The sequence below is a fragment of the Brevibacillus sp. FSL K6-2834 genome, assembly GCF_038592925.1.
In the GTDB taxonomy this organism is placed as follows: domain Bacteria; phylum Bacillota; class Bacilli; order Brevibacillales; family Brevibacillaceae; genus Brevibacillus; species Brevibacillus borstelensis.
In genome coordinates this window covers 3844100-3870283 of the sequence record NZ_CP151945.1, presented here as the reverse complement: position 1 = coordinate 3870283, position 26184 = coordinate 3844100, and the positions used below count along the sequence as shown (strand labels likewise).

Annotated in this window: 26 protein-coding genes and 2 tRNA genes; 16 read left to right on the top strand and 12 right to left on the bottom strand. The window is 52.3% G+C overall.

Going from position 1 to position 26184, the window contains the following annotated elements; all coding sequences use genetic code 11:
- Positions 1 to 50 precede the first annotated feature (50 nt).
- Complete coding sequence (locus tag NST96_RS19150; protein ID WP_003386642.1) at positions 51 to 572, bottom strand: hypothetical protein; 522 nt, start codon at positions 570 to 572, stop codon at positions 51 to 53.
- 131 nt (positions 573 to 703) lie between these two features.
- On the opposite strand from NST96_RS19150, the gene NST96_RS19145 reads away from it, so the two are divergent.
- Complete coding sequence (locus NST96_RS19145; protein ID WP_003386641.1) at positions 704 to 1387, top strand: TerC family protein; 684 nt, start codon at positions 704 to 706, stop codon at positions 1385 to 1387.
- A gap of 149 nt (positions 1388 to 1536) precedes the next feature.
- Here NST96_RS19145 and NST96_RS19140 read toward each other — a convergent pair whose 3' ends face one another.
- Together NST96_RS19140 and NST96_RS19135 are read right to left on the bottom strand one after the other, a co-directional pair.
- A complete protein-coding gene (locus tag NST96_RS19140; protein ID WP_024984985.1) occupies positions 1537 to 2625 on the bottom strand; it encodes an HD-GYP domain-containing protein in 1089 nt (362 codons plus the stop codon).
- Positions 2626 to 2775: 150 nt separating this feature from the next.
- Positions 2776 to 3399 (bottom strand): MerR family transcriptional regulator, encoded by a 624-nt coding sequence (locus NST96_RS19135; protein ID WP_003386639.1) that lies wholly within the window; start codon positions 3397 to 3399, stop codon positions 2776 to 2778.
- 208 nt (positions 3400 to 3607) lie between these two features.
- Here NST96_RS19135 and NST96_RS19130 point away from each other — a divergent pair, with 208 nt between their 5' ends.
- The 3 genes from NST96_RS19130 to fabI all read left to right on the top strand — a co-directional run bounded on the left by NST96_RS19130 (position 3608) and on the right by fabI (position 5468).
- Positions 3608 to 4345: a ZIP family metal transporter gene (locus tag NST96_RS19130; protein ID WP_003386637.1), complete on the top strand. Its 738-nt coding sequence runs from the start codon at positions 3608 to 3610 to the stop codon at positions 4343 to 4345.
- 75 nt (positions 4346 to 4420) lie between these two features.
- The gene (locus NST96_RS19125) at positions 4421 to 4588 is read left to right on the top strand and encodes a hypothetical protein (protein ID WP_227277894.1); all 168 of its coding nucleotides are present in this window, start codon (positions 4421 to 4423) and stop codon (positions 4586 to 4588) included.
- A 106-nt stretch (positions 4589 to 4694) separates the two neighbouring features.
- Entirely contained in the window at positions 4695 to 5468 is a 774-nt protein-coding gene (fabI, locus tag NST96_RS19120; protein WP_003386635.1) for an enoyl-ACP reductase FabI, read from the top strand.
- 207 nt (positions 5469 to 5675) lie between these two features.
- Here fabI and NST96_RS19115 read toward each other — a convergent pair whose 3' ends face one another.
- Positions 5676 to 6578 (bottom strand): LysR family transcriptional regulator, encoded by a 903-nt coding sequence (locus NST96_RS19115; protein ID WP_342404315.1) that lies wholly within the window; start codon positions 6576 to 6578, stop codon positions 5676 to 5678.
- Between the two features lie 124 nt (positions 6579 to 6702).
- Here NST96_RS19115 and NST96_RS19110 point away from each other — a divergent pair, with 124 nt between their 5' ends.
- The 3 genes from NST96_RS19110 to NST96_RS19100 all read left to right on the top strand — a co-directional run bounded on the left by NST96_RS19110 (position 6703) and on the right by NST96_RS19100 (position 10109).
- On the top strand, positions 6703 to 7968 hold the full coding sequence (locus NST96_RS19110) for an FAD-dependent oxidoreductase (protein ID WP_251255357.1): 1266 nt from the start codon (positions 6703 to 6705) through the stop codon (positions 7966 to 7968).
- A gap of 91 nt (positions 7969 to 8059) precedes the next feature.
- Positions 8060 to 9295, top strand: coding sequence for an MFS transporter (locus NST96_RS19105; RefSeq protein ID WP_003386630.1), 1236 nt, complete (start codon positions 8060 to 8062; stop codon positions 9293 to 9295).
- Positions 9296 to 9299: 4 nt separating this feature from the next.
- Positions 9300 to 10109, top strand: a complete 810-nt coding sequence (locus NST96_RS19100) for a methyl-accepting chemotaxis protein (RefSeq protein ID WP_003386628.1) — start codon at positions 9300 to 9302, stop codon at positions 10107 to 10109.
- A gap of 184 nt (positions 10110 to 10293) precedes the next feature.
- Here the strand turns inward: NST96_RS19100 and NST96_RS19095 are convergent, their stop codons facing one another.
- Together NST96_RS19095 and NST96_RS19090 are read right to left on the bottom strand one after the other, a co-directional pair.
- On the bottom strand, positions 10294 to 12918 hold the full coding sequence (locus NST96_RS19095) for an ATP-dependent helicase (protein ID WP_122958793.1): 2625 nt from the start codon (positions 12916 to 12918) through the stop codon (positions 10294 to 10296).
- Positions 12919 to 13024: 106 nt separating this feature from the next.
- Positions 13025 to 14437: a hemolysin family protein gene (locus NST96_RS19090; protein WP_003386625.1), complete on the bottom strand. Its 1413-nt coding sequence runs from the start codon at positions 14435 to 14437 to the stop codon at positions 13025 to 13027.
- A gap of 209 nt (positions 14438 to 14646) precedes the next feature.
- Here NST96_RS19090 and NST96_RS19085 point away from each other — a divergent pair, with 209 nt between their 5' ends.
- On the top strand, positions 14647 to 15282 hold the full coding sequence (locus NST96_RS19085) for a YitT family protein (protein ID WP_003386623.1): 636 nt from the start codon (positions 14647 to 14649) through the stop codon (positions 15280 to 15282).
- A 29-nt stretch (positions 15283 to 15311) separates the two neighbouring features.
- Positions 15312 to 16229 carry an MBL fold metallo-hydrolase gene (locus NST96_RS19080; protein WP_024985102.1) on the top strand — a complete coding sequence of 306 codons (918 nt, stop codon included), beginning with the start codon at positions 15312 to 15314 and terminating at the stop codon, positions 16227 to 16229.
- On the opposite strand, the gene NST96_RS19075 is transcribed toward NST96_RS19080, so the two are convergent.
- The gene (locus tag NST96_RS19075; RefSeq protein ID WP_024985103.1) at positions 16190 to 16558 is read right to left on the bottom strand and encodes a hypothetical protein; all 369 of its coding nucleotides are present in this window, start codon (positions 16556 to 16558) and stop codon (positions 16190 to 16192) included. The two genes, NST96_RS19080 and NST96_RS19075, sit on opposite strands and share 40 nt — an antisense overlap.
- Before the next feature lie 105 nt (positions 16559 to 16663).
- On the opposite strand from NST96_RS19075, the gene NST96_RS19070 reads away from it, so the two are divergent.
- Positions 16664 to 17524: a PHP domain-containing protein gene (locus NST96_RS19070; RefSeq protein ID WP_024985104.1), complete on the top strand. Its 861-nt coding sequence runs from the start codon at positions 16664 to 16666 to the stop codon at positions 17522 to 17524.
- A gap of 116 nt (positions 17525 to 17640) precedes the next feature.
- Here NST96_RS19070 and NST96_RS19065 read toward each other — a convergent pair whose 3' ends face one another.
- The 4 genes from NST96_RS19065 to NST96_RS19050 all read right to left on the bottom strand — a co-directional run bounded on the left by NST96_RS19065 (position 17641) and on the right by NST96_RS19050 (position 20071).
- Positions 17641 to 18525, bottom strand: a complete 885-nt coding sequence (locus NST96_RS19065) for an IS3 family transposase (protein ID WP_155808033.1) — start codon at positions 18523 to 18525, stop codon at positions 17641 to 17643.
- Positions 18465 to 18791, bottom strand: a complete 327-nt coding sequence (locus NST96_RS19060; protein WP_024985204.1) for a helix-turn-helix domain-containing protein — start codon at positions 18789 to 18791, stop codon at positions 18465 to 18467. The genes NST96_RS19065 and NST96_RS19060 overlap by 61 nt, the downstream gene beginning before the upstream one ends.
- Before the next feature lie 141 nt (positions 18792 to 18932).
- The gene (locus NST96_RS19055; protein ID WP_342404314.1) at positions 18933 to 19460 is read right to left on the bottom strand and encodes a GNAT family N-acetyltransferase; all 528 of its coding nucleotides are present in this window, start codon (positions 19458 to 19460) and stop codon (positions 18933 to 18935) included.
- A 101-nt stretch (positions 19461 to 19561) separates the two neighbouring features.
- Positions 19562 to 20071 (bottom strand): 2'-5' RNA ligase family protein, encoded by a 510-nt coding sequence (locus NST96_RS19050; RefSeq protein ID WP_003386617.1) that lies wholly within the window; start codon positions 20069 to 20071, stop codon positions 19562 to 19564.
- Between the two features lie 153 nt (positions 20072 to 20224).
- Between NST96_RS19050 and NST96_RS19045 the strand changes: the two genes are divergently transcribed.
- Complete coding sequence (locus tag NST96_RS19045; RefSeq protein ID WP_170208424.1) at positions 20225 to 20398, top strand: hypothetical protein; 174 nt, start codon at positions 20225 to 20227, stop codon at positions 20396 to 20398.
- Positions 20399 to 20400: 2 nt separating this feature from the next.
- Here the strand turns inward: NST96_RS19045 and NST96_RS19040 are convergent, their stop codons facing one another.
- Complete coding sequence (locus tag NST96_RS19040) at positions 20401 to 21105, bottom strand: alpha/beta hydrolase-fold protein (protein WP_122959074.1); 705 nt, start codon at positions 21103 to 21105, stop codon at positions 20401 to 20403.
- A gap of 357 nt (positions 21106 to 21462) precedes the next feature.
- Here NST96_RS19040 and NST96_RS19035 point away from each other — a divergent pair, with 357 nt between their 5' ends.
- From NST96_RS19035 to ltrA, 5 genes are all read left to right on the top strand, one after another.
- Complete coding sequence (locus tag NST96_RS19035) at positions 21463 to 22032, top strand: phosphatidylglycerophosphatase A (RefSeq protein ID WP_003386612.1); 570 nt, start codon at positions 21463 to 21465, stop codon at positions 22030 to 22032.
- A 177-nt stretch (positions 22033 to 22209) separates the two neighbouring features.
- Positions 22210 to 22286, top strand: a tRNA-Ile gene (locus NST96_RS19030).
- Between the two features lie 40 nt (positions 22287 to 22326).
- Positions 22327 to 22402 (top strand) — tRNA-Val (locus tag NST96_RS19025).
- Between the two features lie 322 nt (positions 22403 to 22724).
- Positions 22725 to 24070 (top strand): IS3 family transposase gene (locus NST96_RS19020; RefSeq protein WP_251247587.1). Its coding sequence is split into 2 segments (ribosomal slippage): positions 22725 to 23109 and positions 23109 to 24070, totalling 1347 coding nucleotides; the frame shifts between segments, so codons are not numbered across the junction.
- A gap of 640 nt (positions 24071 to 24710) precedes the next feature.
- Positions 24711 to 26009: a group II intron reverse transcriptase/maturase gene (gene ltrA, locus NST96_RS19015; RefSeq protein WP_024985477.1), complete on the top strand. Its 1299-nt coding sequence runs from the start codon at positions 24711 to 24713 to the stop codon at positions 26007 to 26009.
- Positions 26010 to 26184: the final 175 nt, after the last annotated feature.

Below are 26184 nucleotides of genomic sequence, written 5' to 3'. Positions count from 1 at the left end.
GCCAGTGGCTGTGCCGGTTTTGTGCGCTTCGCTTTGACAGCGGACAGTCCTTACGGGTCCCGCAGTTCATGTAAAGAGATGCCTTGTTCCAACGCAAATTCAAAGTCGTCAATATCGTAAAATTGGACGGGGACGACGTATTCCAGAATGCGGTCCTGAAAATCAGGCTGGTCTGTGACAAGTGGAATTTCAAACCGCATCGCGGTAAGCAGCAGCTGTGTTTCCACCGGATCAAACAGTTCGCCCCACATCTCGTTGTCATCCACCTTTACCACATGCAGCGTGACACCGTTCGGAAATGTGAAGGGAATCGTCGACCAGGGAGCGATCAACCCTTTTTCCAGTCGTTTGCGGTTAAACGGATCGTCAAAAAACTGACTCATCTCTCGCATTACCCTTCGCACGTGAAAATCATCGTCTGGGTCCGGCATAATCGGTTCGGGACTATGAATGAACTCTTCCAGCTCGTAGATTGTCGACGAAGGGATATAATAATCTGCAGGTTGCGAAGGAGCCATCAATTCCCCGTAGATGGCCAACATGATCGCTTCGATAACGAATTGTTTCGACATTTCGACAACCCTCCTCGTTACCATCATACTGAAATAAGAGGTTGACAACAACCCTGGACAGGCATAGGATAGGGATTGTTTTTTTACCCGGCAAACGTGGCACACTACTCACCAACAGGGGGGCGCAGGCATTGTTGGATGCAGGATTTTTTTCGGCACTGTTGCTTATTATTACGATTAACATAGTATTGAGCGGGGACAATGCAGTCGTGATTGCCATCGCTTGTCGAAAGCTGACGCCGGCGCATCGGAAAAAGGCGATCTTTTGGGCGACCGGTCTGGCTATTATTGTGCGCATTTTGGCGACAGCACTTGCTGTTTACTTGTTGAAAATTCCTTATCTGTACCTGATCGGCGGGCTCATTCTCGTCTGGATCAGCTACAAGCTGCTGCTCGAGGATGACGGCGAGGAACAGATCAGCGCAAGCGACAGCCTCGTACAGGCAGTCAAGACGATCGTGATTGCAGACGTCATGATGGGACTGGACAATGTGCTGGCGATTGCGGGAGCGGCTGGCGGCGATCTGGTCCTGATCATTCTGGGTCTTGTCATCAGCATTCCCATTATGGTTTTCGGAAGCCAGCTGATCCTGAAGGCTATGGAACGGTTGCCTTGGCTCGTTTACATCGGCTCCGGCATTTTAGCCTGGGCGGCAGCCAAAATGATTTTTGAGGAAAAAGTGGTAAAGCACTGGGTAGAAGGGCTGAGCGGAGTGGAGACAGCGATCAAAATAGCGATCGTTGCGGCCGTGTTAGTGCTCGGGTTTATTCAGCGAAAGCGAAGCGGCGGCAGTAAACCGGCAGAGCAGGCCTGATGTTTGTGGCTGCAAAATAGAAAAAGCTGGGACGTGGAGCCCAGCTTTTTTGTATTTTCTTGGAATGCTGCAATATGTAATGCGTACCAGCACAGACAGTTGCACCGGCATTGTTCAAGGCGACAAAAGAGCTGTCAGTCTTTCCTTGCTCACACCGAATCGACAATCGTAATGCTCATGAAGTCTTTGCTGTACAGGTCCATCTCATAGGGCGCGGCCACGGGAGAGCCGTCTTCTTCCCGGAGAATCCGGATCGTCGGCCGGTTTACAGCCAACGGGTTCACTGCAGACACGACACCGATCTGCCCAGTATTGAGAGTGACAGTCGAGGCGATCGGATATATCGCGACATGCTGCAAAAACAGCTTGACCAATTCCAGATCGAACATGCTGTTCCCGGCAGCAAACAGCAGCTCAATCGCCTCGCTCGGAGAGTAGCTGTCCCGGTAAGGGCGCTTCGAAATCAGAGCATCGAACACATCTGCGATCGCCACTATTTGCGCGTATTCATGGATCTGCTTGTCGGCCAGTTGGCGCGGATAGCCTGTTCCGTCGTAGCGTTCATGATGCTGAAGAGCGCAGTGGGCAGACAGGAGCGAGATGTTGTACTGGTTCCGCAGCAAATTGAAACCATCCTCGGTGTGATAGCGGATCCGCTGCTTCTCCTCGTCATTCAGCCTCGTCCGCTTGTTCCATAATTCTTTTGGCAGCTGGGTCATCCCGATATCAAACAGAAGCGCGCCAATTCCCAGCTCCATCAATTGCTGCTGGTTGTACCCTTTGGCCAGCCCGATAATTCCGGCGAGCACGGACACATTGACGGCGTGATGAAAAAAGTACCCGTCCAAGACATGCAGGCTGCAAAGGTTGACCAGGATGTCGCGGCGGCTGCTCAGATCAGTCAGGATTTCGCCAAAAACCTTTTGAAAGGCAAGTCCCAAATCAGGGACAGAGGTGCGCCGCTTCAGGACGGTGTTCTCCATTAAGCCGGTCATGGTGGCGTAGACGGCATCGACTGCGTGTTTGCGCGTTTCATCTCGAATGGCGTCTTCCGGGACAATGTCATCTGTATGCTTGTCTTCGATATAGAGAATATCAATACCCATGTTGATCAGGCGCTGAATGTACCGATCCGTCAGTTGGACACCTTTTCCCAAAAGGACATTGCCATTTTCCAAAAAGATCGTTTTGGCGATGATTTCTCCCGGCTTTGCAGAGTGGATGCTTACTTTTCTCACAAATGAGGACTCCTGTCTCTTGGCTTACATACAAAAAGTTCTGAAAGAAGAACCAGTTTGAATAGTAAAAATATAGCACAAAAGACAGGGTGTTCGAAACCTGTTTGTCAGAAAAGGAGGACTTTTTATCCGTGAAAAAAGACGTGTTTTTTACTGTCCGGCTGTCAGATTGCGGTCTGAACGAGTAAACCAGCGGAAGGGATTGAGAGACCAGCGGGGTTGATGCCTGTCCAGCCGCTCCTTTCTGCGTGTCAACCGCTGCTGCATCAAGTCCATTTCAAAGGTGACCCGCCTCATTTCAAGACGCAGAGACTCCTGCATTTCCTCGATGTCGGCCATTTTTTGCAGAATGGTGGACTGTAGCTGGTTCATCGTAGAGAGCTGGGCCAGCTCCTGCTGAAATTGGACGATGGCCTCCGATACGGTCATTTCCATTTCCTGTACGGAGTGCGAAAGCGCATTTGGCCCGGAAACAGACAGAGCCTGTCCGTCAGCGGCAGCCACCTCGCTTTCCGCAGCCATGCACTCCGGAATTTTGCCTTCCTCTATCATTTGTCGCTGTATCTCGCGCAAAGAGTGGTTTCCCTCGTCTTTTCTCTGCTTCACCTCACTCAGCAGGGCAAATCCAGCCTCGCTGATCAGGTAGTGACCCTGCGGATTTTTCAGCCGCTCCTGAGCCGGAACGAACATTTCCAGCCAATTTCTCAGCGTCCGCACATGAACATCCAATCGATCTGCGACTTCTTTGGAAGCCATCCAAACTTGCACATCCATTCGAATCACTCCTTTTCCCCTTCAGGTATTCCCGGTGGCCTCATTATAGCACCATTTTTTCCCGGAAAAAGCTTGTCGACAAAGGTTCTAAAAACTAGTGCTAATTCGGCTAATTCGGACAGGCTGACGCACTTTGTCGAGACACATAATGACCCGGACAGGCGCGTAGAATGGAAGGGATACACCCGGTAGAAGGGAAGGCGGTCTCATGCAGCCAGTCATCCTTGTCGTCCTGCTGAGTGCCGCGGCGGCAAGCAGCATTGGCGGGTTTTTGCTCTGTTTGCGGTCATGGTCCGAAAAGTCGCTCTTTGCAATGATCAGCGCAGGAGCGGGCTTGCTTCTGGCGATTACCCTGCTTGATTTGCTTCCCCATACACTGCATGTGGGAAGCGGGCGGGTGATGCCGTTTGTCCTGATTGGCTTTTCCTGCTTGTTTTTGCTCGATTGGATGGGGCATGCGGGTGAAAATAACACGAGAGCGATGGGGTCAGCCCGGATCATCGGAGTTTTGTCCGGATTTTTGCTTCACTCGTATGTGGAGGGAATCTCGATTTTGGCAAGCTTCTGGATGGACGAGCGACTGGGATGGTCCGTGCTGTTTGCCATGCTTTTGCATAAAGTGCCGGATGGGGTAACCGTTGCCTCCTTGCTGCTGGCTGTCACGCGTTCGCGGAAAAAGGCTTTTTGGGGAGCGGCGGGGCTGGGGGCGGCTACTCTGGCAGGGGCCCTGAGTTTTCAGATCGCGGAGCCTTTTTTGCAAGAAGGCTGGGTCCCTGTGATGATGGCGCTGACAACAGGCGTTTTTCTCTACGTCTCGGCCAGCCATCTGGTGCCGTTTATCCTCCACGAGCGAAAAGGAGGACAGGGACTGTTCTTTTTTGCCGGGATGGTGGCTTATCTTTTGCTGATGACATTTTTTCACAGCAATGCGCACCTGCATGCATAAACACGTTTCCTGCTTGTTAGTCTAAGAACATGCTTTTTGCAGCATGTATCGATCTTCGAAAGGAGAGAAGGAAACGTGGAGAACAAACAGCCTATGTCCGATACGGAAGAGATGGCAAACATGCAGGCGGAATTCCCGGCAACCGGAACACCGCTGAATCCCGTCGAAGAGGCTTGGGCGTTTGCCAATTCCGCTGCCGCCCCTGTCGATGACCTCGCTCGAGCCATGCAGCAGGGAGAGTAGCCTTTTGCTTGGCCCCTTTTGCGTGTTTTGTTCCTAAATTTGCTCGTAACCGCAGACAAGATCGGTTATAATGGCAGGGAAATACGTAGGAAGGGGCCGATACATAATGAATACCATGCTTGCAGGAAAAAATATCGTGATCATGGGTGTCGCCAACCACCGCAGCATCGCCTGGGGAATCGCCCAATCCCTGAGCAAAGCGGGAGCCAATCTGATTTTTACGTATCAGGGAGAGCGCCTGCGCGAAAACGTGGCGAAGCTGACGGAAGAGCTGGAACAAGAATCGCTCTTGATCAACTGTGACGTGACCAAGGACGATGAAGTAGAAGCCGCTTTTGCCCAAATCAAGGAAAAAGTCGGCGTCATTCACGGCTTGGCGCACTGCATCGCGTTTGCCAGAACGGAGGAGCTGGAAGGCGAGTTTGTCAATACCTCCCGTGACGGCTACGCCCTTGCCCAAGACATCAGCGCATACTCGCTGGTCGCTGTCGCCCGCGCTGCTCGTCCGCTGATGACGGAGGGCGGAAGCATCGTAACGTTGACGTACCTCGGCGGCGAGCGCGTGGTGCCCAATTACAACGTCATGGGTGTGGCGAAGGCCGCGCTGGACGCTTCTGTTCGCTACCTGGCGGGCGATCTGGGCAAAGAAAACATCCGCGTCAATGCCATCTCTGCGGGTCCGATCCGCACACTCGCGGCAAAGGGCATTCGCAACTTCAACAGCGTACTGAAAGAGATCGAGGAAAGAGCGCCGCTGCGCCGCACCATCGATCAATCAGAGGTAGGGGACACGGCATTGTTCCTGATGAGCCATCTGTCCCGCGGAATCACCGGCGAAATCATTCACGTGGATGCCGGCTACAACATCATGGGCAAATAAAACACAGTTTCACCCCCCGAAACGACGGACACTTTCATCCGATATCGGGGGGTTTTTTGTCGTTTGTTTTTTGCCGTTCGTTTCTTGTTGTTCGTTTTTGCGGTTTGTTTTTCGGCATAGAGATTCTTTTGGCTGTGGTTTTTGCCTGAAGTCGCTTATGGGGTAGTTGCCATCCGTTTTGCACTTGGATCGCGGCGGCTTGTGAAATCAGTGCCACTCGTGCTCCTTTTGCCACTCCTGCAAAAAGCGGCAGAATGCATTGGCTGCCGGAGTGAGAAGGTGGTTCCGGGAAAGCGCGATTCCCGTAATTTTGGTGAAAGGCTTTTTCAGCCGGACGACGGCGATGCGGGAGCGGGGAAAGCATTTGGCGACCCGATGGGTAAATAGGGCCACGCCCATGCCCTCTTCGACGAGTCCGCAAATCGTTTCAACCTGACTGCTCTCGACAATGATGGTCGGCGTAAAGCCGGCCTCTTCGCATGCGTGCTCACAAATGTTGCGCATGAAATGGCTTGCCTTGATCGCAAGGAAGGGCTCGCCAGCAGCTTCGCTCAAATCGATTTTTTTGCGCTGGGCAAGCGGATGATAGTGGCTTGTCACCAGCACCAATTGGTCCTCAAGCAAGGGAAGGAAGTGAATGTGTTCATCTGTATCGTGATGCTGGGAAAAGGTAGTGAGGGCCAGGTCAATGTCCCCGGCATGCAGCCACTGAAGAAGATGGTCGCTGGTCGCTTCGCGTATCTCCAGATCAATTCCGGCGTAGGACTTGCGAAAACCGGCGATAGCGGGGGTCAGTCCGAGATAGCCGAGGATCGGTACGGCTCCGATCGTGACCTTCCCCCGCTCCAGTGTCCGGTGGGCCTGCATCGCTTGCTTGACGCGCTCTACCTCCCCGATGATCCGCTTGGCGTATTGGACGAATTCCACGCCTGCAGGAGTAGGCTGAATGCTGCGGGTGGTTCGCTCGAAAAGAACGATTCCGAGCTCTTCTTCCAGCTTTCTGATCTGTTGGGAGAGGGCAGATTGAGAGATGGAAATTGCTTCGGCGGCTCGTGAAAAATGGCGATGTTTCTCCACGGCCAGGACATATTCAAACTGGTGGAGTTCCATAGGGCAAGTCTCCTTTGATTTATTAGTCCTAGTTATTAACTGTATCGGAAAGATCGATTGAACGAATAAACAAATATTTTGTAAATTTGGGACAAATCAAATTCACTCAAAAGGAGACAGACAGATGCAAAGAAAGCTTACCTTTGATGTCGCTGTAGTGGGAGGTGGCGCGGCCGGTGTCGGGGCAGCCGTAGGGGCGGCTCAGACTGGGGCAAGGACGATCCTGATCGACCGCAACCCGTACTTTGGAGGTGCGGCGACTCACAGCTCTGTATTGACCTACTGCGGTTTTTTTACGCAGGGAGAGCCGCCTGAGCAAATTGTCGGCGGCGTTGGCCAAAACGTCCTGAACCACCTCGCCCGCTTGGGCATGTATGAAGGCCCGAGGCGAACAGCGCGTACAGGAACCGTAATCGTTCTGCTCGATCCCGAAGTGACCAAGCTGGCGCTGGACCGCTGTGTGACGGAAGCGGGGGTGGAGCCTTTGCTGCACGCTCAAGTGATTGGAGCGGAGACGAGCGGAGGGAGGATTTCCGCCATTCAATGCGTGGATCATGCCGGTATGTTCACGATTGAAGCATCCGCTTTTGTCGATGCCAGCGGGGAAGGCGATCTGGCCAGTCTGTCGGGAGGGGAAGTCATCTTTGGAAACGCGGAAGGCCATTTGCAGTCAGCCACGCTGATGATCCGGATCGGCGGAGTAGCAACTGGCGCGCATGCTCATCCTCTGCAGGTAGAGCAGGCCGTTCTGAAAGGAAAAGCGGATGGAATCGAGGGGCTGACCAAGGAGCTGGGAACGATCGTCCGCATGCCCGGAGGAAATCAGGATGTACTCGCGATCCTGTGCGATGAAGAGGTAAACGGACTGGAAGCGGGCAGCATGACCAAGGCTGAGCTGTCCGGCAGACGGCAGGCATGGGCTTATTTGGAAGCATTCAAAAGGTACCTGCCCGGTTTTGAAAGCGCCTACTTGGTGCAGACTGGCCCGCAGATCGGTATCAGGGAGACGAGACATATCGTGGGGGAATACACGCTGACCGGGGACGACGTGCTCCAGGCGAGACGGCAAGCCGATGCAATCGCCCGCGGCGGCTGGCCGGTAGAGCTGCACCCGGAACCGGGAAAGCCCAACGTCTGGCATGAGATCAAGGACAAGTCTTTTTACGATATTCCACTCCGCTCGCTCAAGGTCAAAGGCGTTGGCAATCTGTGGGCCGCAGGCCGGATCATCGATTGTGATCCGCTGGCGTTCGCTTCCGCCCGTGTCATGGGAACGGCGTTTGCAACGGGACAGGCTGCGGGTGTGGCAGCGGCGCTTCACGGACAGCAGGGCGCAAGTGACTACCAGTCGGTACGCTCCGAATTGCTCCGCCAGGAAGCGATTTTATAAAAAAAACATACTGTTAATGCGTTATAGTTAGGTAAGTAATAAATTTAACTCTACTAAAAAAGTTTGAGAGAATGAAATGGAGTGATACAAAATGAATGAACGAAGATGGCAGATGGGCGTTTTGCTCATCGTATGGATGGCTTTTCTCTTCTCTTTTGTGGACAGGCTGTCCTGGCCGCCGATCATGCCGCTCGCTTCCCAGGATCTGGGGCTGTCCAAGGCAGAAGCGGGCAGCTACATGACCGCCTTTTACATCGGCTACGTGATCACGCAGCTGCCTGGCGGATTGCTCACCGACCGGTTTGGCTATCGCAAAGTGCTGCTGGGCTCGTTTTTCGTTATGGGTCTGTTTACGGTTTCGATGGGATTGATCAATAGCTATCATACAGGCTTTGCTATGCGGGTCCTGGCCGGACTTGGTTCAGGGGCGGTATTTTCCGCATGTGTGCGGGCCATCTTTGACTGGTTCCCGGCAAAGGGACGGGGAACCGCGATGGGCTTTTTTATGACCGCCTCCTCGCTGGGGGTATCGGTAGTAAACATGTTTGTACCGACAGTTGCCAACAGCTATAGCTGGAAAACGGCCTTTTTCGTAGCTGGTGCTTTGCCGCTGCTGGGACTTGTTCTCGGATACTTTTTCCTGCGGGAAAAGACCTCTGCCGCCGAGCAGCGGGCACAGGCGGAATCCTCTGCTGCGTTCTGGAAAGACGTCGCCCATTTGTTTAAAAACCGCAATCTGATGGTTACCGGATTCGCCGGATTTTGCGCGATGTGGGCCACATGGGGCACGGCAACCTGGGCCAACACGTACATGAACAAAGGCTTGGGCATCTCCCTCGTAGAAGCAGGTGTAATCATGTCGATTTACGGAGTAACCGCTCTACTGTGCAAGCCGGTCATCGGGATCTTGTCGGATGTGTTGAAGGTAAAACGGAAAACCTTGCTCTTTATCGTTCTCTTCTTGTTTGGTCCGGTGCTGATGTGGTTTGCGATGACAACTAGTGCCAGCATGCTCTATGTGGTTGCGGCGATTCTCGGCGTGGCTGCCTTTGTCTACAGCCCGATCATGAACAATTACATCGGCGAATTGGTCCCGCGCCGACTTGTCGGGACCGCGACAGGCTTTGTCAACACGATCTGGCAGCTGGGCTCGCTCATCTCGCCGCTTGCCGTCGGCGCCGTACTCGATGCGACAAACAGCTATTTCTTTGCATTTTTAACGCTGGCGATCGGTCCCTTGCTAGGGGCGTTCATCATCCTGCTGGTAAAAGAAGAAGCCGCAGCCGACGGGCTTGAACCGGGACAGGCCAAACGGGCTGGTGCATAATTCCATGATCGATAAGGTTTTGGCAAGCATGCCTACATTGTCCCTGCTGTTTCCGAAGGCCACTGTGGCTCTTGCAGATTTGACGCACATCAGGTACTACAGAGAAGGAGAGATCCACCTTGGCTTGACTGTCGACCATGAAGTGAATAGGCAATCCATTACGTACAAGACCCTCGAAGGGGGGCAGTCGATCCGCCAGACAGTCCCGCGAGAGTCATCCCGATTTGGCATCGCGTTTCACGCTATAAGCGTGCCTGTCAGAGATGAGGAGGGAGTGCTGAAGGGAGCCTTGACGCTGATCCTCTCCAGTGACCGGGAAGAGAGGACAGCCGTCTTGTCCGAGGAGCTGGCTGCGTCCGTCGAGCAAATGACATCGTGGGCGCAAAATATAGCGGCTACAGCTCAACAGCTCGCCAGCTCCATTGTAGAGATCAACACCAACTGCGAGACGGTGGTCCATGCCGTCGAGGAGAATGCCAAGGTCGTGGATATCGTCCGCTCCATCGCTAATCAAAGCAATCTCCTGGGGCTGAATGCATCCATCCAGGCAGCCCATGCCGGCCAGCACGGCCGCACCTTTGGCGTCGTGGCGGGAGAGATCCGAGCGCTTGCAGAACAGTCTCGCCATTCCGCTGAGAATATTTTGCAAGGCATGAACGATATGAAGCAAAAGGTGGCGACGGTGCTGAAAAAGGTGGAGGAAGAATCGGCCGCTACGCAGGAAATGGCCGCGAGCATTGAACAGATCAATGCGGCCTTGCTGTCGCTGGAGGAAATGGCAAACAGGCTGAAAGAGCTGGCGAAATTTCAATAACGGCCTTCAATAACGGCCTATAATAAAGGCCTTCCAACAGCCTTTAATAACCTCCCGCGATGAATAAAAGGCTCCCGTCATCCGCATGCTAGAAGCAAACATGCGGAAGGGAGCCTTTGCCTTGTTTCCGATCATTACGAATATGGAAGAATTTCTGATCCACATGGGCGGCGGCATCGACCGTTTATCGGCCCATTTCGGAGATGAACCGGGAGGGCCTGGTTTTTCGTCCGAAGCGCTCGCGGGGGATTCCGACACTCAAGGAGTATCTGGCCCTTGTAATGGCGACGTACAGTAATCTCCGCTCTTCCTCAAGGGCGGCATTGTTTCCTTTTCTCACGGCGTCCAGCGCGTATTCATGAGGAAGGGAGCCTTCAACGAGATCAGGCAGAAAGACGTGGTCGAACTCCAGTCCTTTTGCCCGGTGAATGCTCAAGACGTGTACTCCTTCCCCAGGGAGTGGCTGAACCTCGCGCCACTCCTTTTCCTGTTGGACCATCCGGTCGATGTACTGGAGAAATCCGCCTACGCTATCGTGTCGTTTGGCTGCCGCAATCAGCTGCTGCAGCTCCTCGCTCCAGCGTTCCCGGCCGCCATCCCGCTCTTTTGCCCGCTTTTTCAGGTAATCCCGCAGCTTGCCGTCTTCGCATATGAGCTCCAGCGCCTGGGCCGGCGGACACGAAGCGCAGGCTGCCAGTATCTCGGTGATCGTTTTCAAAGCCTTGCGTTGAAACGGCTTCCAGTGGTTCATTCCAGGCAGCACGTGCAGGATCGGGACATCCTCCAGGATCGCTCGACTGCGAACAGCGTTCCACATCTCCTGGGAAATATAGAGCGTTGGCAGAATTTCTTTCAATGCCGCCGAATCGTCAGGGTCAAGCGACAAGCGCAAGTAAGCCAGTGCCCAGCGAACGGTTTGCCGCTGGTAGAACGATTCCTCCTCCTGCGAGTAGTGAAAGGGAATGCCGGCTTCGCTCAATCTCTCCAGAATAGGGCGGGCTGACTCATTCGTCCGGTAAAGCACCGCGCATTCTCCCACTGGTGTGCCTTCGCGGATGCGGTGGCTGATCTCGTCTACGATCCGGGCCGCTTGCTCCTCTTCGTCGTCCGGCTCGAACAGATACGTTTCGCCTTCTTCGGAGTGAAAGGAAAGGCAGTCCTTTTGCCAGCGGGCCCGATTGTGGCCGATCAGCGAAAAGCCGAGCCCGACGATAGCGGAGCGGGAACGGTAGTTCACTTCCAGTGTAATTGTTTTCGCCTGGGGAAAATCTTTTGTAAAACCGAGTATGTATTGCGGGTCGCTCCCGCGAAAGCCGTAGATCGACTGGTCGTCATCGCCGATCACGCACAGGTTGTTCTGCGGCGCTGCCAGCAGCTTGACCGTCTCGTACTGGATGCGGTTGATGTCCTGAAACTCGTCGATCATCACGTGCGTGATCCGTTCCTGATAGCGCTGCAAAATGTCGGGGTGATGGCGGAGCAGCTCGTAGCAGCCGATCAGCATGTCGTCGAAGTCAAACCAGCCCGTCCGTCTTTTCGCCTCTTCATAGTGAGGATAAAGGAGCTGGGCCAGCCGTTCGGCATCATCGTTTGCCTCCCGCAATCCGGCTTGCTGGGGCAGGAGGTATTCGTTTTTCCAGCGGCTGATGACCGCCAGCGCGTCCATCACTTCATTTTCTTTGCGCGGTCCGATTTCCGCGTGCATGTTCATTGCATTGCTTTCGCGCAGGAGCCGCCACTTTTGCCAGTCCTTTTTCAGCAGTCTTTGCTGATCCCAACGCTCCGGCTGATGAAACAGAAGCATCCGGTAAAAAATGCTGTGGAACGTACCGGCAACAAGCTCCCGGGCCTGCTGCGCAGGGAGCTGGCGGGCCAGCCTGTGCTTGATCTCTTCAGCGGCCTTTGTCGTAAACGTCACGACCATGATCTGCCGTGGAGAAAGGCCGAGCTCGCGGATGAGATGGGAGGTTCGGGCCGTCATCACACGCGTCTTGCCGCTGCCTGCACCGGCCAGAATCAAAAGCGGCCCGTCGGTCGTAAGCATGGCCTCCCGCTGATGGGGGTGAAGCGGCTCGTCGTGGCGCTCAGCCAAATGCTCGATCGCCTTTTTGGGCACCAGTCTTTTGCGAAAAAGCGCCGGTTTGGGCTGAGCCGGGGGAGGGACTGTGACCGAGCCTGCTTCATGGATGGATCGCTTCTTTGGCAGGCGAAAGGCCCCTACTGTGATCGTGTCGTCTTCCTCGTCAGTTTGGCTCGCAGGAACTGCGGCGTCGTTTTGGAGGGTGGAAGCGACATTCGCAGTGGCGGAAGCGCCGTTTGCGGTAGCGGGAGTTCCGTTGGCAAAGGCAGAAACGCCATTCCCAGCGGTGGAAGCTCCAGCAGAAGATGCAGATTCAGCAGGCTGCGAATCAGCGCGTCCACGAGTCCTCGCACCATTATTGTCTGCTCCAGAAGTGGCGGCAATATCTACAGCCCCGCCAATAGCGGCTGCCCCTGTGCCCGAATGAGACAGCGCTTCCGTTGCCGCTGCCGTTTCCAAAGAAGCCGCAAAAGCAGCCTGAATGGCAGGCGGAGCTTCTGAAACGAGCCACTCGGCTGGAGGCTCGTCCAACGCTTCCCAATCGCAGGTGCTGCCCTCCGGATGCAAAAAGTGCGGATCAAAGCTTACACCGGCATACAGCCGAAGAGGTGCGCCGCATCGCAGACAGCGCACTTTTTCGCGCCGGGCGGCCAGGCGCCAAGCAGCAATCATCGAATATGTATCGGGTTGCAACCGGATCAACCGGTCGTCTAGCTGTGCAAATTTCATCATGACACCTCGAATGGAGAGGGTGTTGCGGATCGCTTCCGCACAATGAGGGAAAGAAGAAGTGCCCCCTGCGGGCAGGGGACACTTGCCTTATGTGTGTGACAGGTCAGGACTGGGCGTGCAGCAGGTAGTTGTCTTCGCTATCATCTGCCACCAGTTCTTCCTCGCTCAGATAGGAGATCCCGACTCGCGTGATACGGTGGTTCTCCAGCTCGGAAATCGTAAAAATGTAGTTTTGGTACTGCACCGATTTGCCTTCGGCTACTTCTTCATTCAGTTGGCTGTAGAGCCAGCCGGCAATCGTGTCTACCTCATCCGAGTGAATTTCTACAGATATATAGTCGTTCAACTCCGTCAACAGCGTTTTCCCGGACACGGACAGCTCGTTATTGGAGCTTTCGATGTCAGGACGCTCATTCTCGTCGAATTCATCCTGAATGTCCCCGACGATCTCCTCGAGGATATCCTCCATCGTGATCAGTCCGGCTGTTCCGCCGTACTCGTCGATGACGATCGCCATTTGCGACCGCCGCTTTTGCATGAGCCGCAGTACATGGCTGATTTCCATGGATTCCGGCACCGTCAAGAGCGGGCGGAGGAAATCCTTTAAATCGGCCTTGCCGTTGGTCAGGGCAGACAGGTAGAAATCCGAGATGTGGACAAAGCCGATCAACCGGTCTTTGTCTTCATGCGCGACCGGGAAACGCGAGTGACGGGAATCCCGCATAATTGCCAAATTTTCAGCAAAGGTATTGTCGTCGTACAGACAGACCATATCGATGCGAGGGATCATGATTTCCCTGGCGAGACGCTCCGAAAACTCGAAGACGTTGTCCACCAAAGCCATCTCCGTCTGATCGATATGACCGCTTTTGTGGCTTTGATTGACCAAAAGGCGAATCTCTTCTTCGGTATGCGCCAAATCCGTTTCAGTCGCAGGCTCAATCCCCAAGCGGCGGATAAAAAAGTTCGCCGTTCCGTTGAGCACCAAGATCAGCGGGTAGCTGAGCTTGTAGAAAACCATCAGCGGTCCAGCCGTCCAGAGAGAGGCGGCCTCCGCCTTTTGAATGGCCAGCGACTTGGGAGCGAGTTCTCCGAAGACGATGTGCATGAAGGTGATGATTCCAAAAGCGATCGCCAGCGAAACAGGGCTGACCAAATAGTTCGGCAGACCGAGTGAAACCATTACGGGTTCGACGTATTGGGATATAGCCGGTTCGCCAACCCAGCCCAAACCGAGCGATGCCAGGGTAATCCCGAGCTGGCAAGCCGACAGGTAGGCATCCAGCTGCTTCGTTACCTTCTGCGCATAGACAGCGGATTTGTTCCCTTCGCTCACCAGTTGGGCAAGACGGGTTTGACGCACTTTTACCAGCGAGAATTCTGCTGCTACAAAAAAACCGTTGAGCAGTACCAAAAACACAACGAGCAGCAGATTCAGAAGTATCTCCCCTATCGGACTCTCCAAGAAAGTCTCCACCCTTCCGCCGATGGGCGAAAGGAGGAGATTCACCTCCATTTGTTATTCTCGTTTTGCGCTTTCCTTTCAATGTACGAAAGCAAAGAGGGAAACATTCGATTTCATTATTAAAGGATAGTATACCAATAACGAAAGCAAACAGTCAAAACCATCCGATTTTATCCTGCAGTTTTGAGCAATTCCATACATACGCGGATTTCAGGGGACATAAAGATAATCGAGTAACCCTGTCCCTGGAGGCGAGAAGAATGGAATGGGTACAGAAGGGAGCGGCGATCCTTTTGGGGAGCATCGGGATAGCAGTCGGGGTAAACCTGTTTCTCGTCCCGCACCATTTGATGGACGGGGGGATGATCGGGATTGGCCTGTTGGCGACCTATTTTTTTCAATGGCCCCCGGGCCTGGTCATGATCGCTTGCAGCATACCTGTTTATGCGATGGTGTTTGCCTATGATCGTCCGTTGTTTTTTCAGAGCTTTCACGGAATGCTGATCGAAACGTTAATGATTGACGTATTTGCCCCGCTCAGAGCGTGGAATAACTGGACGCTCCCGACATCTGCGGTAATCGGAGGAGCGCTGATCGGAGCGGGGACCGGTCTCATGCTGGCGTACCAGACCAACACAGGGGGAACCGATCTGATCGCACAGTTTTTGGCGCGGAGGTCAAAGGTGCCGGTAGCGTTGTATATCTTGATGATCGACGGAGTCATTGTCTCTATTTCGCTTCCCGCAATCGGGATCGAGCGCGCTGTTTTTTCCATGTGCACCATCATCGCAGTGGCCATTTTTACCCACGGTTTTTACAACATGCGATTCAAGAAGCCTCCATATGTCGTAATCGGGCCGCTCGGCAGGGAAGCTGGGCGCAGATGGAGAAACTAAGAAAAAACAGGAAGAAACGAGGGAGACAGATGGCACAGCATACGTTGGAGATGATCACCGAAACAGTCGGATACTTTCCCGGCAGCGTCAATATCGGGTTTGTCCAGGGAAAAACAGGCGCGATCCTGATTGATTCCGGGCTGGATACCCAGACAGCCAAAAAGATAAAGAAAGGGCTGGACGCGATCGCCCAGCCGCTAAGCGCAATTGTACAGACTCACGCCCATGCCGACCATTTTGGCGGCAATGCCTATCTGTTATCCTGTTGGCCAGCGGCACAGGTATACGCTCCGCCGCTGGAGGAAGCGATCATCCGCTATCCGCTGCTGGAGCCGATCTACCTGGGCATGGGAGCGCAGCCGTTGGATGAGCTGCGCAACAAATTTTTGCTCGCCGAAGCATCGCGCGTCGACCACCTCTTGCCCACAGAAGGCCGCGTAGAAATTGATGAGACCTGCTTTGAAGTCATCCCCCTTCCTGGACACAGCTGGAATCAGGTCGGATTGGTCGTAGACAGGATATGTTTTAGCGCCGACAGTTACCTCGGCGAAGAGACATTGAAGAAGCACAAGCTGCCTTTTTTGGTCGATGCTCACGAAACCTTGCTAAGCTTAGTCAAGCTTTTGGAATCGAATTACCGCGGCTATTTGCCGGGTCACGGGCCATACACCACCACTCCGGAAGCGGTTTTGACGCAAAACATTCATTGTCATCGCAGGCTGTACGGGATGATCGAAGAAATTTTGTCGGAAGAGCGGACGCTGGAGCAAGCGCTGGCGCTCGTCTGTGAGCGTTTACAAATTTCCATTGAGAACGCGACGAGCTACGTGCTCTACCGTACCGCGCTGATGGGCTATTTCATTGGGTTGTTAAAGGAAGAGCGGATCCGGTACCGCTTTGCCGCAAATCAGTGGCTGTGGGGGAAACATGACGGCCTCGATAGGTAGTCCCCGATTTCAGCCAGCTTGTGCTCGGCGGCTTGGCGTATTTCCTTGGGAATAACGGAATACTCTTCTTGTTCGGTATGAAAGATCAGTTTTGCCTCAAGATAGGGGTGGCCCAATTTGACGGTCATCTCACCGGTGTGGGACGGCTTGCTCACAGGATTGGCGGGAATGCGGAGAAAATAAGAACTGCTGGTAGCGGAATCGTAAATAACGACATCATAGGTGGGGGTGTCCCCGCCGGATGGGGAAAAGCCCTGCTGCCGCAGCATCTTGTCGACAAAGGAAAGCGGCTGGACGACACCGGTCAGGTTTTTGCTCTTTAACCGCATGGACATCCTCCTTGGCATATGTAGTAAAAGCGTTTTGCCTAATCATATGTAGGGGAGTTCGGATTCAGAATGACAGACAAGGGGAAAGAAGGAGAGAAAACTTCCATGAACAAACGAGCGGATTTGCATACACACACCCGGGCTTCAGACGGCACATGCGAGCCGCATGAAAACGTGCGTCTGGCCGCCGAAGCGGGATTGGCTGCCGTGGCCATTACGGATCACGACACGGTTGCCGGCATTCCGGCAGCATTGGAAGCAGCCGGGCAGTTGGGACAAGCTGTTGAAGTCATTCCCGGCGTCGAGGTGAGCTCGCTGGCGCGCGGACAGGACATCCATGTGCTGGGGTATTTTATACCGTACGAGGACCAGGCTTTTCTCCAGAGGCTGTCCGGCCTGCGCGATACAAGACATGAGCGAAACAAGCTGATGATCGCCCGCCTGCAGGAGCTGGGCATACCGATCACGCTGGAAGGAGTCTACCGGCGCAAGTCAGGCGAAGATAAAAACATCGGACGGCCGCATATCGCGGAGGAGATGATCGAGCTGGGCGTGGTTCAGTCGATCGACGAAGCCTTTGCCGTTTATCTGGGGAAAGAGGGAAAGGCGTACGTCAACCCGCCGCGGATTACCCCTCAGGAGGCGATCACGCTGATCAAGGAAGCAGGCGGCGTCGCTGTGCTGGCCCATCCCGGGCTGTACGATGACGACGAGCTTGTGCAGGAGCTGATTGCGTTCGGTCTGGATGGCATCGAGGTGTGGCACCCGGACAACAGCCAGGAGCAAAGGGAGCAGTATCAGCGCTGGGCCGAGGCGCATGGTCTGGTCATGACCGGCGGCTCGGATTTCCACGGCTGGCGCGGCGAGGAGCCGTTTCACGCGATGCTTGGTACGCATACCGCGCCATATGATGCGGTGGAAAGGCTGCGGGAGATTGCGGGTAAGCGGAAGAGGCAAGGGGAGTAGCGGCTTGTAGTGCTGACTTGAGGTACAAAGTTGTAGTACAGATTTGAAAAAAAGGAAGCCCCGCATCGGATGTGGTCAAGACCCCATTTAGTGGACAGTAAGAAAAAACCCGACCGTTAGACCGACAGCTGACGTCTGAATTCAACAGGCGTCAGCCTTTTTAATTTTCGTTGTGGTCGACTTTGGTTGTAGAATTGAATATATTCCTCAATTCGCCTTTGTGCCTCATCCACACTTCGGATATCATAAGGGTAGAGCCCTTCCGTTTTGAGATGCGAGAAGAAGCTCTCCATCGAGGCATTATCATAACAGTTGCCTCTCCGAGACATGCTGATTTGGGCGCCAACCTTCGGCAACATGTCGTGGTAAGCGTAGGACGTGTACTGGAATCCCTGATCGCTGTGAACGATCAGTCCAGTCACGTCTTTCGTCTTTTTAAAGGCTTTCTCAAAGGTCCGTAGGACCAACTGATTGTCGTTGCGAACTCCAATGTGGTAAGCCACAATCTCATTATTAAACAAATCCTTAATAGCAGACAGGTAGAGCCACGTATCCGCGACACGATACTGTGTGACATCGGTTACCCATTTTCGATTAGGTGCATCCGCTTTGAAATTCCGCTGCATCACATTCTCAGCGACTCGTCCACCTTCGGTTGAAGCATAGTGACCTCGATATTTGCGGCGTATTCGAGAACGGAGCTTCATTTCTTGCATCAGACGTAGTACCTTCTTATGGTTGACCCATACCCCGTGATCTCGTAAGAGAAACAGCTGGGTTTGTCGATACCCATATTTACCATCATACTTCTTATAAACTACTTTGATGAGGTCTTTCACGGGCTTGTCCCGGTCCGCTTGTTGCCGTTTCAAGTATGCATAGTATCCACTTCTTGAGACTCCAAACAGCTTGCAAAGTTCACTAGTCGTATACTCACCAGCTACTTGCTTGATCGCCTCATACTTATGGGCTGCACCTCCCGCATCCAGATTTTCAAACACTTTTTTAGCATCGAGTTCTCTCGTTTTAGCTTTTTAACATATCGATCTTGATCAACATATTCTTCACGTCTACCTCGTTGATCCATCAACCCAAATTCGCCTAACTGTTTATATTTTTTCATCCATACTTTAAGCCGGTGGCGGTCCGGAATCCCCAGATGCTCCATGATTCGACGGTATGTCCATCCTTCTTCGATATGCAGTCGTATGGCTTCCACCTTTAATTCGTGAGAATAACTTCTAAACGTTTGCCCCTTTTTCACCATAAAAAATGCACCCCTTAAATTTCATCGGATTTACCAGGGGTTTAATCCAATGTCCATTCTAAGGGGTGCACTTCAATGAGGATTCGTCCGTAAGCGGGGCTTGTTTTGTTTTGGGATCAAAGCGATTGTACGGATGCCAAGCTAGATCGCTTTTTCCATCGCGATGTGTTCAATTCCGGCTTCTTCAAACACTTCTCCTGCAGGAGTGTAGCCCAGCTTTTCGTAAAAGCGCTGCGCGTGGGTCTGTGCATTCAGCTTGAGGCGCTTGAAGCCTTGGCGGCGGGCAGTTTCCTCCATAGCGAGCATCAGCAGGCGTCCGAGCCCTGTGCCTCTCTCGCTTTGCAAAACAGCTACCCGCTCGATTTTGCCAACCTCGGGTGCGTACGGACGAAGACGGCTTGCTCCTACAGCCCGTTCTTCCTTATAAACGACAAAATGGATGGTTTCGGAGCCGATGCGGTCGTGCGAGTCAATCTCGATTTCCTCTGGAACCTGCTGCTCTTTAATGAAGACAGTGCGTCTTACTGAAAGAGCGTCTTGCATTTGCTTGTCAGTCTTGACCTCTTCGATTTGGTAGGGGCTCTTGGTTGAGGAGCTAGCCTCATGCGAGTCGTTCTTTTGGATTGGATTGTCTGTTTCGTTTGTTTGGTGGATTTTCGGTTCAGTCAATGGTTTTCTTCCTTTCATAGCGCTCGACGCGATGCAGTATCAAATCAAAAAGGAAAGGCCCTTCCGCAGCAGGGAAGGGCGCAAGGGGGAGGCCCCCATGTTTATTTTTTCAGCAGGAACGTCTGGTACACGCTCCAGATGCCGTCTTCCAGCTCGTAAATGAGATGGAAGCGGTCCACATCGGAGGTGAGGTCAAACTTGACCATGCTCAATTGTCCGGTAATGTCGCGCAGCTCATCATTGGAGAGGTCCCGGCCAATCGTGAGATGCGGTACGAATGCATACGTTTCCTTTTCTTGCACAACCTTTTCTACGATCTTGGCGTGGAGCTGTTCAAACGGCTCTTTGTTTTGGACCGCCAAGTAAATGACGTTGTTGGTCGGATGGAACGAAGAAACCCGGTGGAAATTGGCAGTAAAAGCTTCCGTGGAATTTGCAACCAGCTCCAAATGGCTTACCAAATGAGGCAGCTGAGATTCGTCGAGTTCAAATGCTTCTTTCAGGCGAATATACGGCGGGATCAAAGAGTAAGCTGGATCGTAACGTTTGCGGTATGAGTTGGCGACTTCTTGCACCTTGCTGGATGGAAATACAACGATACTGTACTTCATGTGAATCCCTCCTCTTTCGTTTCTATACAGCCCATATAGCCCATGGAAAAATCCAATAAACTTATTTTAACAGAAAATTCTCCATTTGTGTAATCTTATGCGTCAGCCTGTATATTCCTCCCCGCTCGGGACAGACTGTTAAGGAGCAGGGAGGTGCTATATTCAATCGTGAAAACAGCTATGATGATCATCTTCATTTTTCTCGTTCTTCTGTTGCTGTCCCTCCTTACCTTTTCCCTCATCACCGCAATCCGCAAAACCGAATTCGACGAGGCGTTGGTCTCCCCGGGAAAAGAAGAAGGTCCTCAGGAAGAACAGACAAGGTAAGTTTACCCGAAAAGCGCAGGAAGAATGCGCCGCAGGTTGGCTTGCCAATAGCCCCACGTGTGGTCACCCGCAAAGGTCTCATAGGCCAGGGTGACCGTTTTTGTTTGCAAAATGTCGCGCAGCGCTTCGTTGGCCTGGAGCAAATCGAGGGTGCCGCGGCTCGTCTCTACCGCCGTTTCTTCGAGTCCAACCTCAAGATAGACATGCAACGGTACGGGGAAGTCGGACTCCTGCACCCGGCGGTTGAGGGCGGCGTCCATAGCGGCGGACTGGCAGGCCACCTGGCCGAAGGTATGAGGATAGGAGAGCGCTGCAAACAGCGAGACGACGCCTCCCAAAGACTCGCCCAATAGCGTGCGGGCCATGCCCAGCGGGTGGGTGGAGTAGCGGCTGTCTACGGCGCTGACGACTTCGTCCGCGAGAAAGCGCAGGTACTTTTGGTGTTCCGCCCCGTCCGGGTGGTAGCGGGCGTAGCGGCGTTCTTTGTCTACGGGAAGGAAAACGGAGATGAGATTCGGGATTTCCTTTTCCCGGTGCATTTCCTCAAGCAGAGTGGCGAGACGTCCCATTGACAGGTAGTCGTCGCCGTCCTGGACATACAGGACCGGATAGGAATAGAGCGGGGAATATCGCTCCGGCAGGTAGACGAGGAGACGCTCCGTCGTCCCCAGGTGTTTGCTGGTGAGGATCAGTTCGTCAAGTGCCACTGCGTTGTCCTCCTTTGGGGTGTTGGTTTTACTGTAGCAGAAAGGGAAGGGGGAGGAAAATAGCTTTTTGGGTTGTGGGGAAGAGAGCGGGCGAATTGCTGGGGCGTGGGTGTTGGAGGATGAAATTGTTGGGGGTGGTTTTCGTATTATACAGTCGTGTGGGGGGCTGGAGAGGCTGGGGGTGTCTGGGGGAGAGGTGTTTTTTGCGGGAGTGGGGGAGGTGGGGAGCCTTTCGGCTCCTTGGTTTGGATGGAGGGTGGGTTTCGACCTTGCGGCCGAAGATTGTCGCAATTTTGTCACCTTGTGATACTATGTAACATAGGTGACTTCACTTAATGGTGGAAGGGGTTGTCTTACATGAAGAAGCAGGTACACAGCAGCGAAGTCAGAAAAGCCGCATTGGATCGTTTGGCAGAGCGCGGTGTGCGCGTAGAGGATATCGCGGAGATCGTATATTTGATGCAATCGCCCTATCATCCTGACCTGACCATGGAACCGTGCATCGAGAGCGTAAAGGCTGTTTTGGAGAAAAGGGAAATGCAGCATGCCATCCTCGTGGGCATTGAGCTGGATACATTGGCGGAAAAGGGCCTATTGTCCGAGCCGCTGCAGTCGATTATCGCCTCCGATGAAGGCTTGTTTGGCTGCGACGAAACCTTGGCGCTCGGTTCGGTGTTCGGGTACGGGAGCATTGCGGTAACGACGTTTGGACATTTGGATAAGCATAAGATTGGCGTGATCAAGCGGCTGGATACGAAGACATCCGGTGGAAAAGTGCATACGTTCCTGGATGATTTGGTCGCGAGCGTGGCGGCGAATGCCTCAAGCCGGATGGCTCATCGGTTGAGAGATGAGCAGGAGCAGTCGGAGGTGCTGGCTGCGGGGCAGATTCGAGTGGAAGGCAAGGCTGTGGATGAGGCTGGGTGACCTTTAGTTGTGCCTGGTTGATAGGTGGAGTGAAGGGGCATCCCTATCGGGATGCTCCTTGATTTTGCAGGGTTTTTGATGGTGGTAAAATTTTTTGAAAGAAATTTTGTTTTTCCTCTTGAAATCGGAAAAGAAATCCTGTATATTAAAACATGTGATCGACGTCCGGTACGATTCGGGCCCTTAGCTCAGTTGGTCAGAGCGGTCGGCTCATAACCGATTGGTCGTAGGTTCGAGTCCTACAGGGCCCACCATTGAACGTATGTGGTGAAGTCACAATAGCAAATATCCCATGATCCGGTAGCTCAGTTGGGAGAGCACCATCTTGACAGGGTGGGGGTCGCTGGTTCGAACCCAGTCCGGATCACCATACTTCAAAAGAAAGAACCCGTGTTTGTTTAAGGGTTTTTTCTTTTTATGCCTTCCTTTTTGCTTGTTTCCCCATTAAAAAATGAAATAATGGTTTCTGCCATTCAAGAGGGCCAACTACCGAACCTAGTAGGATACTAAATTACGCCTGCACTGTGGAATGCACATTCTTGGCTCTTGTTTGCGTAAAGAGACAATTAAGAGAATAGTTTTTATAACCCCCTTGAACTGTGACCCGCAAGAGGGACACTTTAAAAAAGTGTCCCTCTTGCGGGTCATTTGTGTTTTAATCAATTTATTAGAAATGGGCGAGGTATAAATTAATGGGCAAAACCAGAGGAACTTCAAAGCTTTTTACGGAACATGAGATCAAACAATTGGAGCTAAACCCGAATGTGATGCACGTAACGGCCAAAAGTATCACGTATGCACCGGAATTTAAGATTGCTGCTGTAAAGGCATATGAGGAAGGGTACACCCCAATGGAAATCTTCCGTAAAGCAGGCTTTGACCTAGACGTCATTGGCCACAAGAAACCAAAACATTGTCTGAAGCGTTGGCGTAACACGTTCACGACTCACGGTGAGGAAGGACTTTTAGAAGAACGTCGCGGAAAGGGAAGCTCGGGTAGAAGGCCGACCGGAGAGCTTTCTGCGGAGGAAAAATTGAAACGTGCGGAAGCACGCATCAAACTGCTAGAGGCGGAAAACGAGTTTCTAAAAAAGCTCGATGCGCTCGAAAAGCAGAAGATGCTGAGGAAGCCTTAACCCCCTCCGAGCGCTATCAAATCATCAACAATACCTTACGTCAATACAACCTGCATTTTATGACCCGCTACCTGTGTAAAATGGCAAACGTTAGTGCGAGCGGCTATTACCGTTGGCTTCGTGCCGAGGAAACTCGACAACTACGTGAGGATGCAGACGAGGTCGACATCAAGCTTATCAGGGAGCACTTTTACGCTCTCCGTGGCAAGGCAGGAGCATTAGTTATCAAAATGCGACTTGAGCGTGAAAGCGGCGTGATCATGAACCATAAAAAGATCCGTCGATTAATGAGAAAGTATAAGCTTGTGGCTACGATTCGACAAGCAAATCCGTATCGAAAATTGGCCAAAGCAATACAAGAGCATAAAACATGTCCAAATCTGTTACAACGTCAGTTTGATCAAGGAGAACCTGAACGAGTACTGCTCACAGATATTACGTATATGTATTACGGTAATGGTCAATGTGCCAACCTTTCGGTAGTCAAAGATGGAGCAACGAAACAGATTTTAGCCCACTATCTCTCCTCTTCCCTGGAGCTCTCTTTGGTGAAGAGGACTTTAAAACGGCTATTTCATCGACTGGATGGCAATATTCATCCCGAAGCGATTCTTCATTCTGACCAAGGTATGCACTATACACATCCTAAAATTCGCCGCTTGATCAGGAAAGCTGGCTTCAAACAGTCAATGTCCCGCAAGGGAAACTGTTGGGACAATGCCTCTATGGAGTCGTTTTTTGGACATATGAAGGATGATCTGGAGTATAAGACAGGTCAAACGCTTCAAGAGTTGAGAGATCGAGTCGACAGCTATATCAGTTATTACAATTCGGAACGGTACCAATGGTCATTAAAAAAGATGACTCCTGATGAATTCAGAAGTCATCTATTGGCTGCCTAGTCAGGAAGCTTTTTTAAAACTGTCCACAAAGAGGTTCACAGTTCATGACTGGGGCGGCGCTGTTTTTCGAACCTAGACCATATATAAGATAACCCTTGCTTCGGCAAGGGTTTTTAATTTTGAAGCGTGCCCAGCAAGCCGTTAATTGCTAGTTGGTGAAAGTCCAACCGAGGCAGGAGCCAAGTCACCTCGTAGCTGACAGGCAACTGGTGGAGAAATCCTAAGGTTGAAGCCCTGTGACAAAGTAACTCGAAAGAGTGCGAGCAAATCAGCAGGCCGTAACATAAAGTGAATCCTGCAGCCTCGTTAAGAAAGACCACCGAGAGGTGGACAAAGGGAAGCCGAGCTTGTTTCATATGGGCGAAGGCCAAGGACGGTGTGGAGAACTTGGAATACAGCACCTATGAATCCCTCGGGGTATGGGGAGCGGTATGTTGAGAAAGTAGTTAACGGAACTGGGGAGACCCTACTCTGCACGCCCCGTCAGGAGCGTAAAACGGAAACCTATAACCGTAAGGGAAGTGGTGGATGGCAGAGAGGGAGTCGGAGGGGTTCATAGTACCGATGAACATAAGGACAACACAACCTTATGGAGGGAAGGAGCCCTGCTTTGTTCACGGGTCGAAGGAGGTAAGAGTGAGTGAATGCAAGTAAACTTGCTAACTACACCGATGTAAAAGCTCGACAACTTTGGACAACCCTATATCTTTGTGCCAAGGCAAACTCAAAACGGCGATTTCATGCCTTGTATGACAAAATCTACCGCCCGGATATTCTAGCGACAGCTTGGAGGAGAGTAAAAGCAAATAAAGGGAGCGGAGGAATCGACGGACAATCCATCGCACAGATTGTGGAGGAGTATGGGGAGAGCCGTTTTCTTAACGAGATCTATCTAGATTTAAAAGAAAAGCGGTATCGTCCACATCCGGTTCGTCGAACTTACATCCCTAAACCGGATGGCAAGAAACGTCCACTCGGCATCCCGACGATCAAGGATCGGGTGGTCCAAATGGCTACTAAGCTAGTCATTGAACCGATCTTTGAAGCTGATTTTCGGGACTGTTCTTATGGCTTTCGGCCAGGAAGAAATGCTCACCAGGCAATTGCACAGATACGCAAAGCAAGCAAGAGGTGTTATTGGGTCGTAGATGTTGACATTAAAGGGTATTTCGACAACATCAACCATGAGAAGTTGATGAAACTGGTCGAAATGAGAATCAGCGACAGACGTGTTCTGAAACTTATCCGACAATGGCTGCAGGCTGGGGTCATGGAAAATGATCAATTCCATGAAACAGAACTGGGAACTCCGCAAGGAGGGGTAATCTCGCCTCTTCTTTCAAACATCTATCTAAACTACATGGACACCATTTGGGAAAATCAATTCTCCCATCTTGGCACACTTATCCGCTATGCGGATGACTTCGTTATCATGTGCAGAACCAAACAAGAAGCATTGGAAAGCATTCAAGTGCTGATGGCTATTCTAAACAAGCTGGAGCTTAGTCTCAGTAAAGAGAAATCTAGACTCGTTAATATTTGGGACAATTCCACTGGGTTTGACTTTCTTGGGCTGCACCATCGCAAATTCCCCGTGTTCAACAAAGGGGGGAGCAAGGTATTTGCTATGTCTCATGTACCAGCTAAGAAAGCAATGAAGGAAATGAGACGTAAAATTAAGGAATACACTGCACCAAGGAACAAACTGTTTCTGTCTCTAGAAGAGCTAGTGAAAGGGCTAAATCGCAAGCTAAGGGGGTTCAAGAACTACTACTTCATCTCGCCCATCGCCAAACGATGGGCAAGACGGATAGACTGGTATGTGATTGAACGCCTTACAATCTTCTGCAACAAGAAAAGAAGCAAGCGGAATAAACATGCCGGAAAGCTGAAGGTCATACAAAACACGCAGGGTAGTTTATTGAAATTAGCCGGATAAAGTAAGCCGAATGCCAAAGAAAGAAGAACATCGGAAAGCCGTATGAGGGAAAACCTCACGTACGGTTTGATGAGGGGGAGCTGAAATGAGCAAGGCGACCATACGGTGTTTATGGCAGGATAAAAGTGCAGAGAATTGCGGCGGAAAACTGCAGAGTTCCACCGCAATTCTGAGG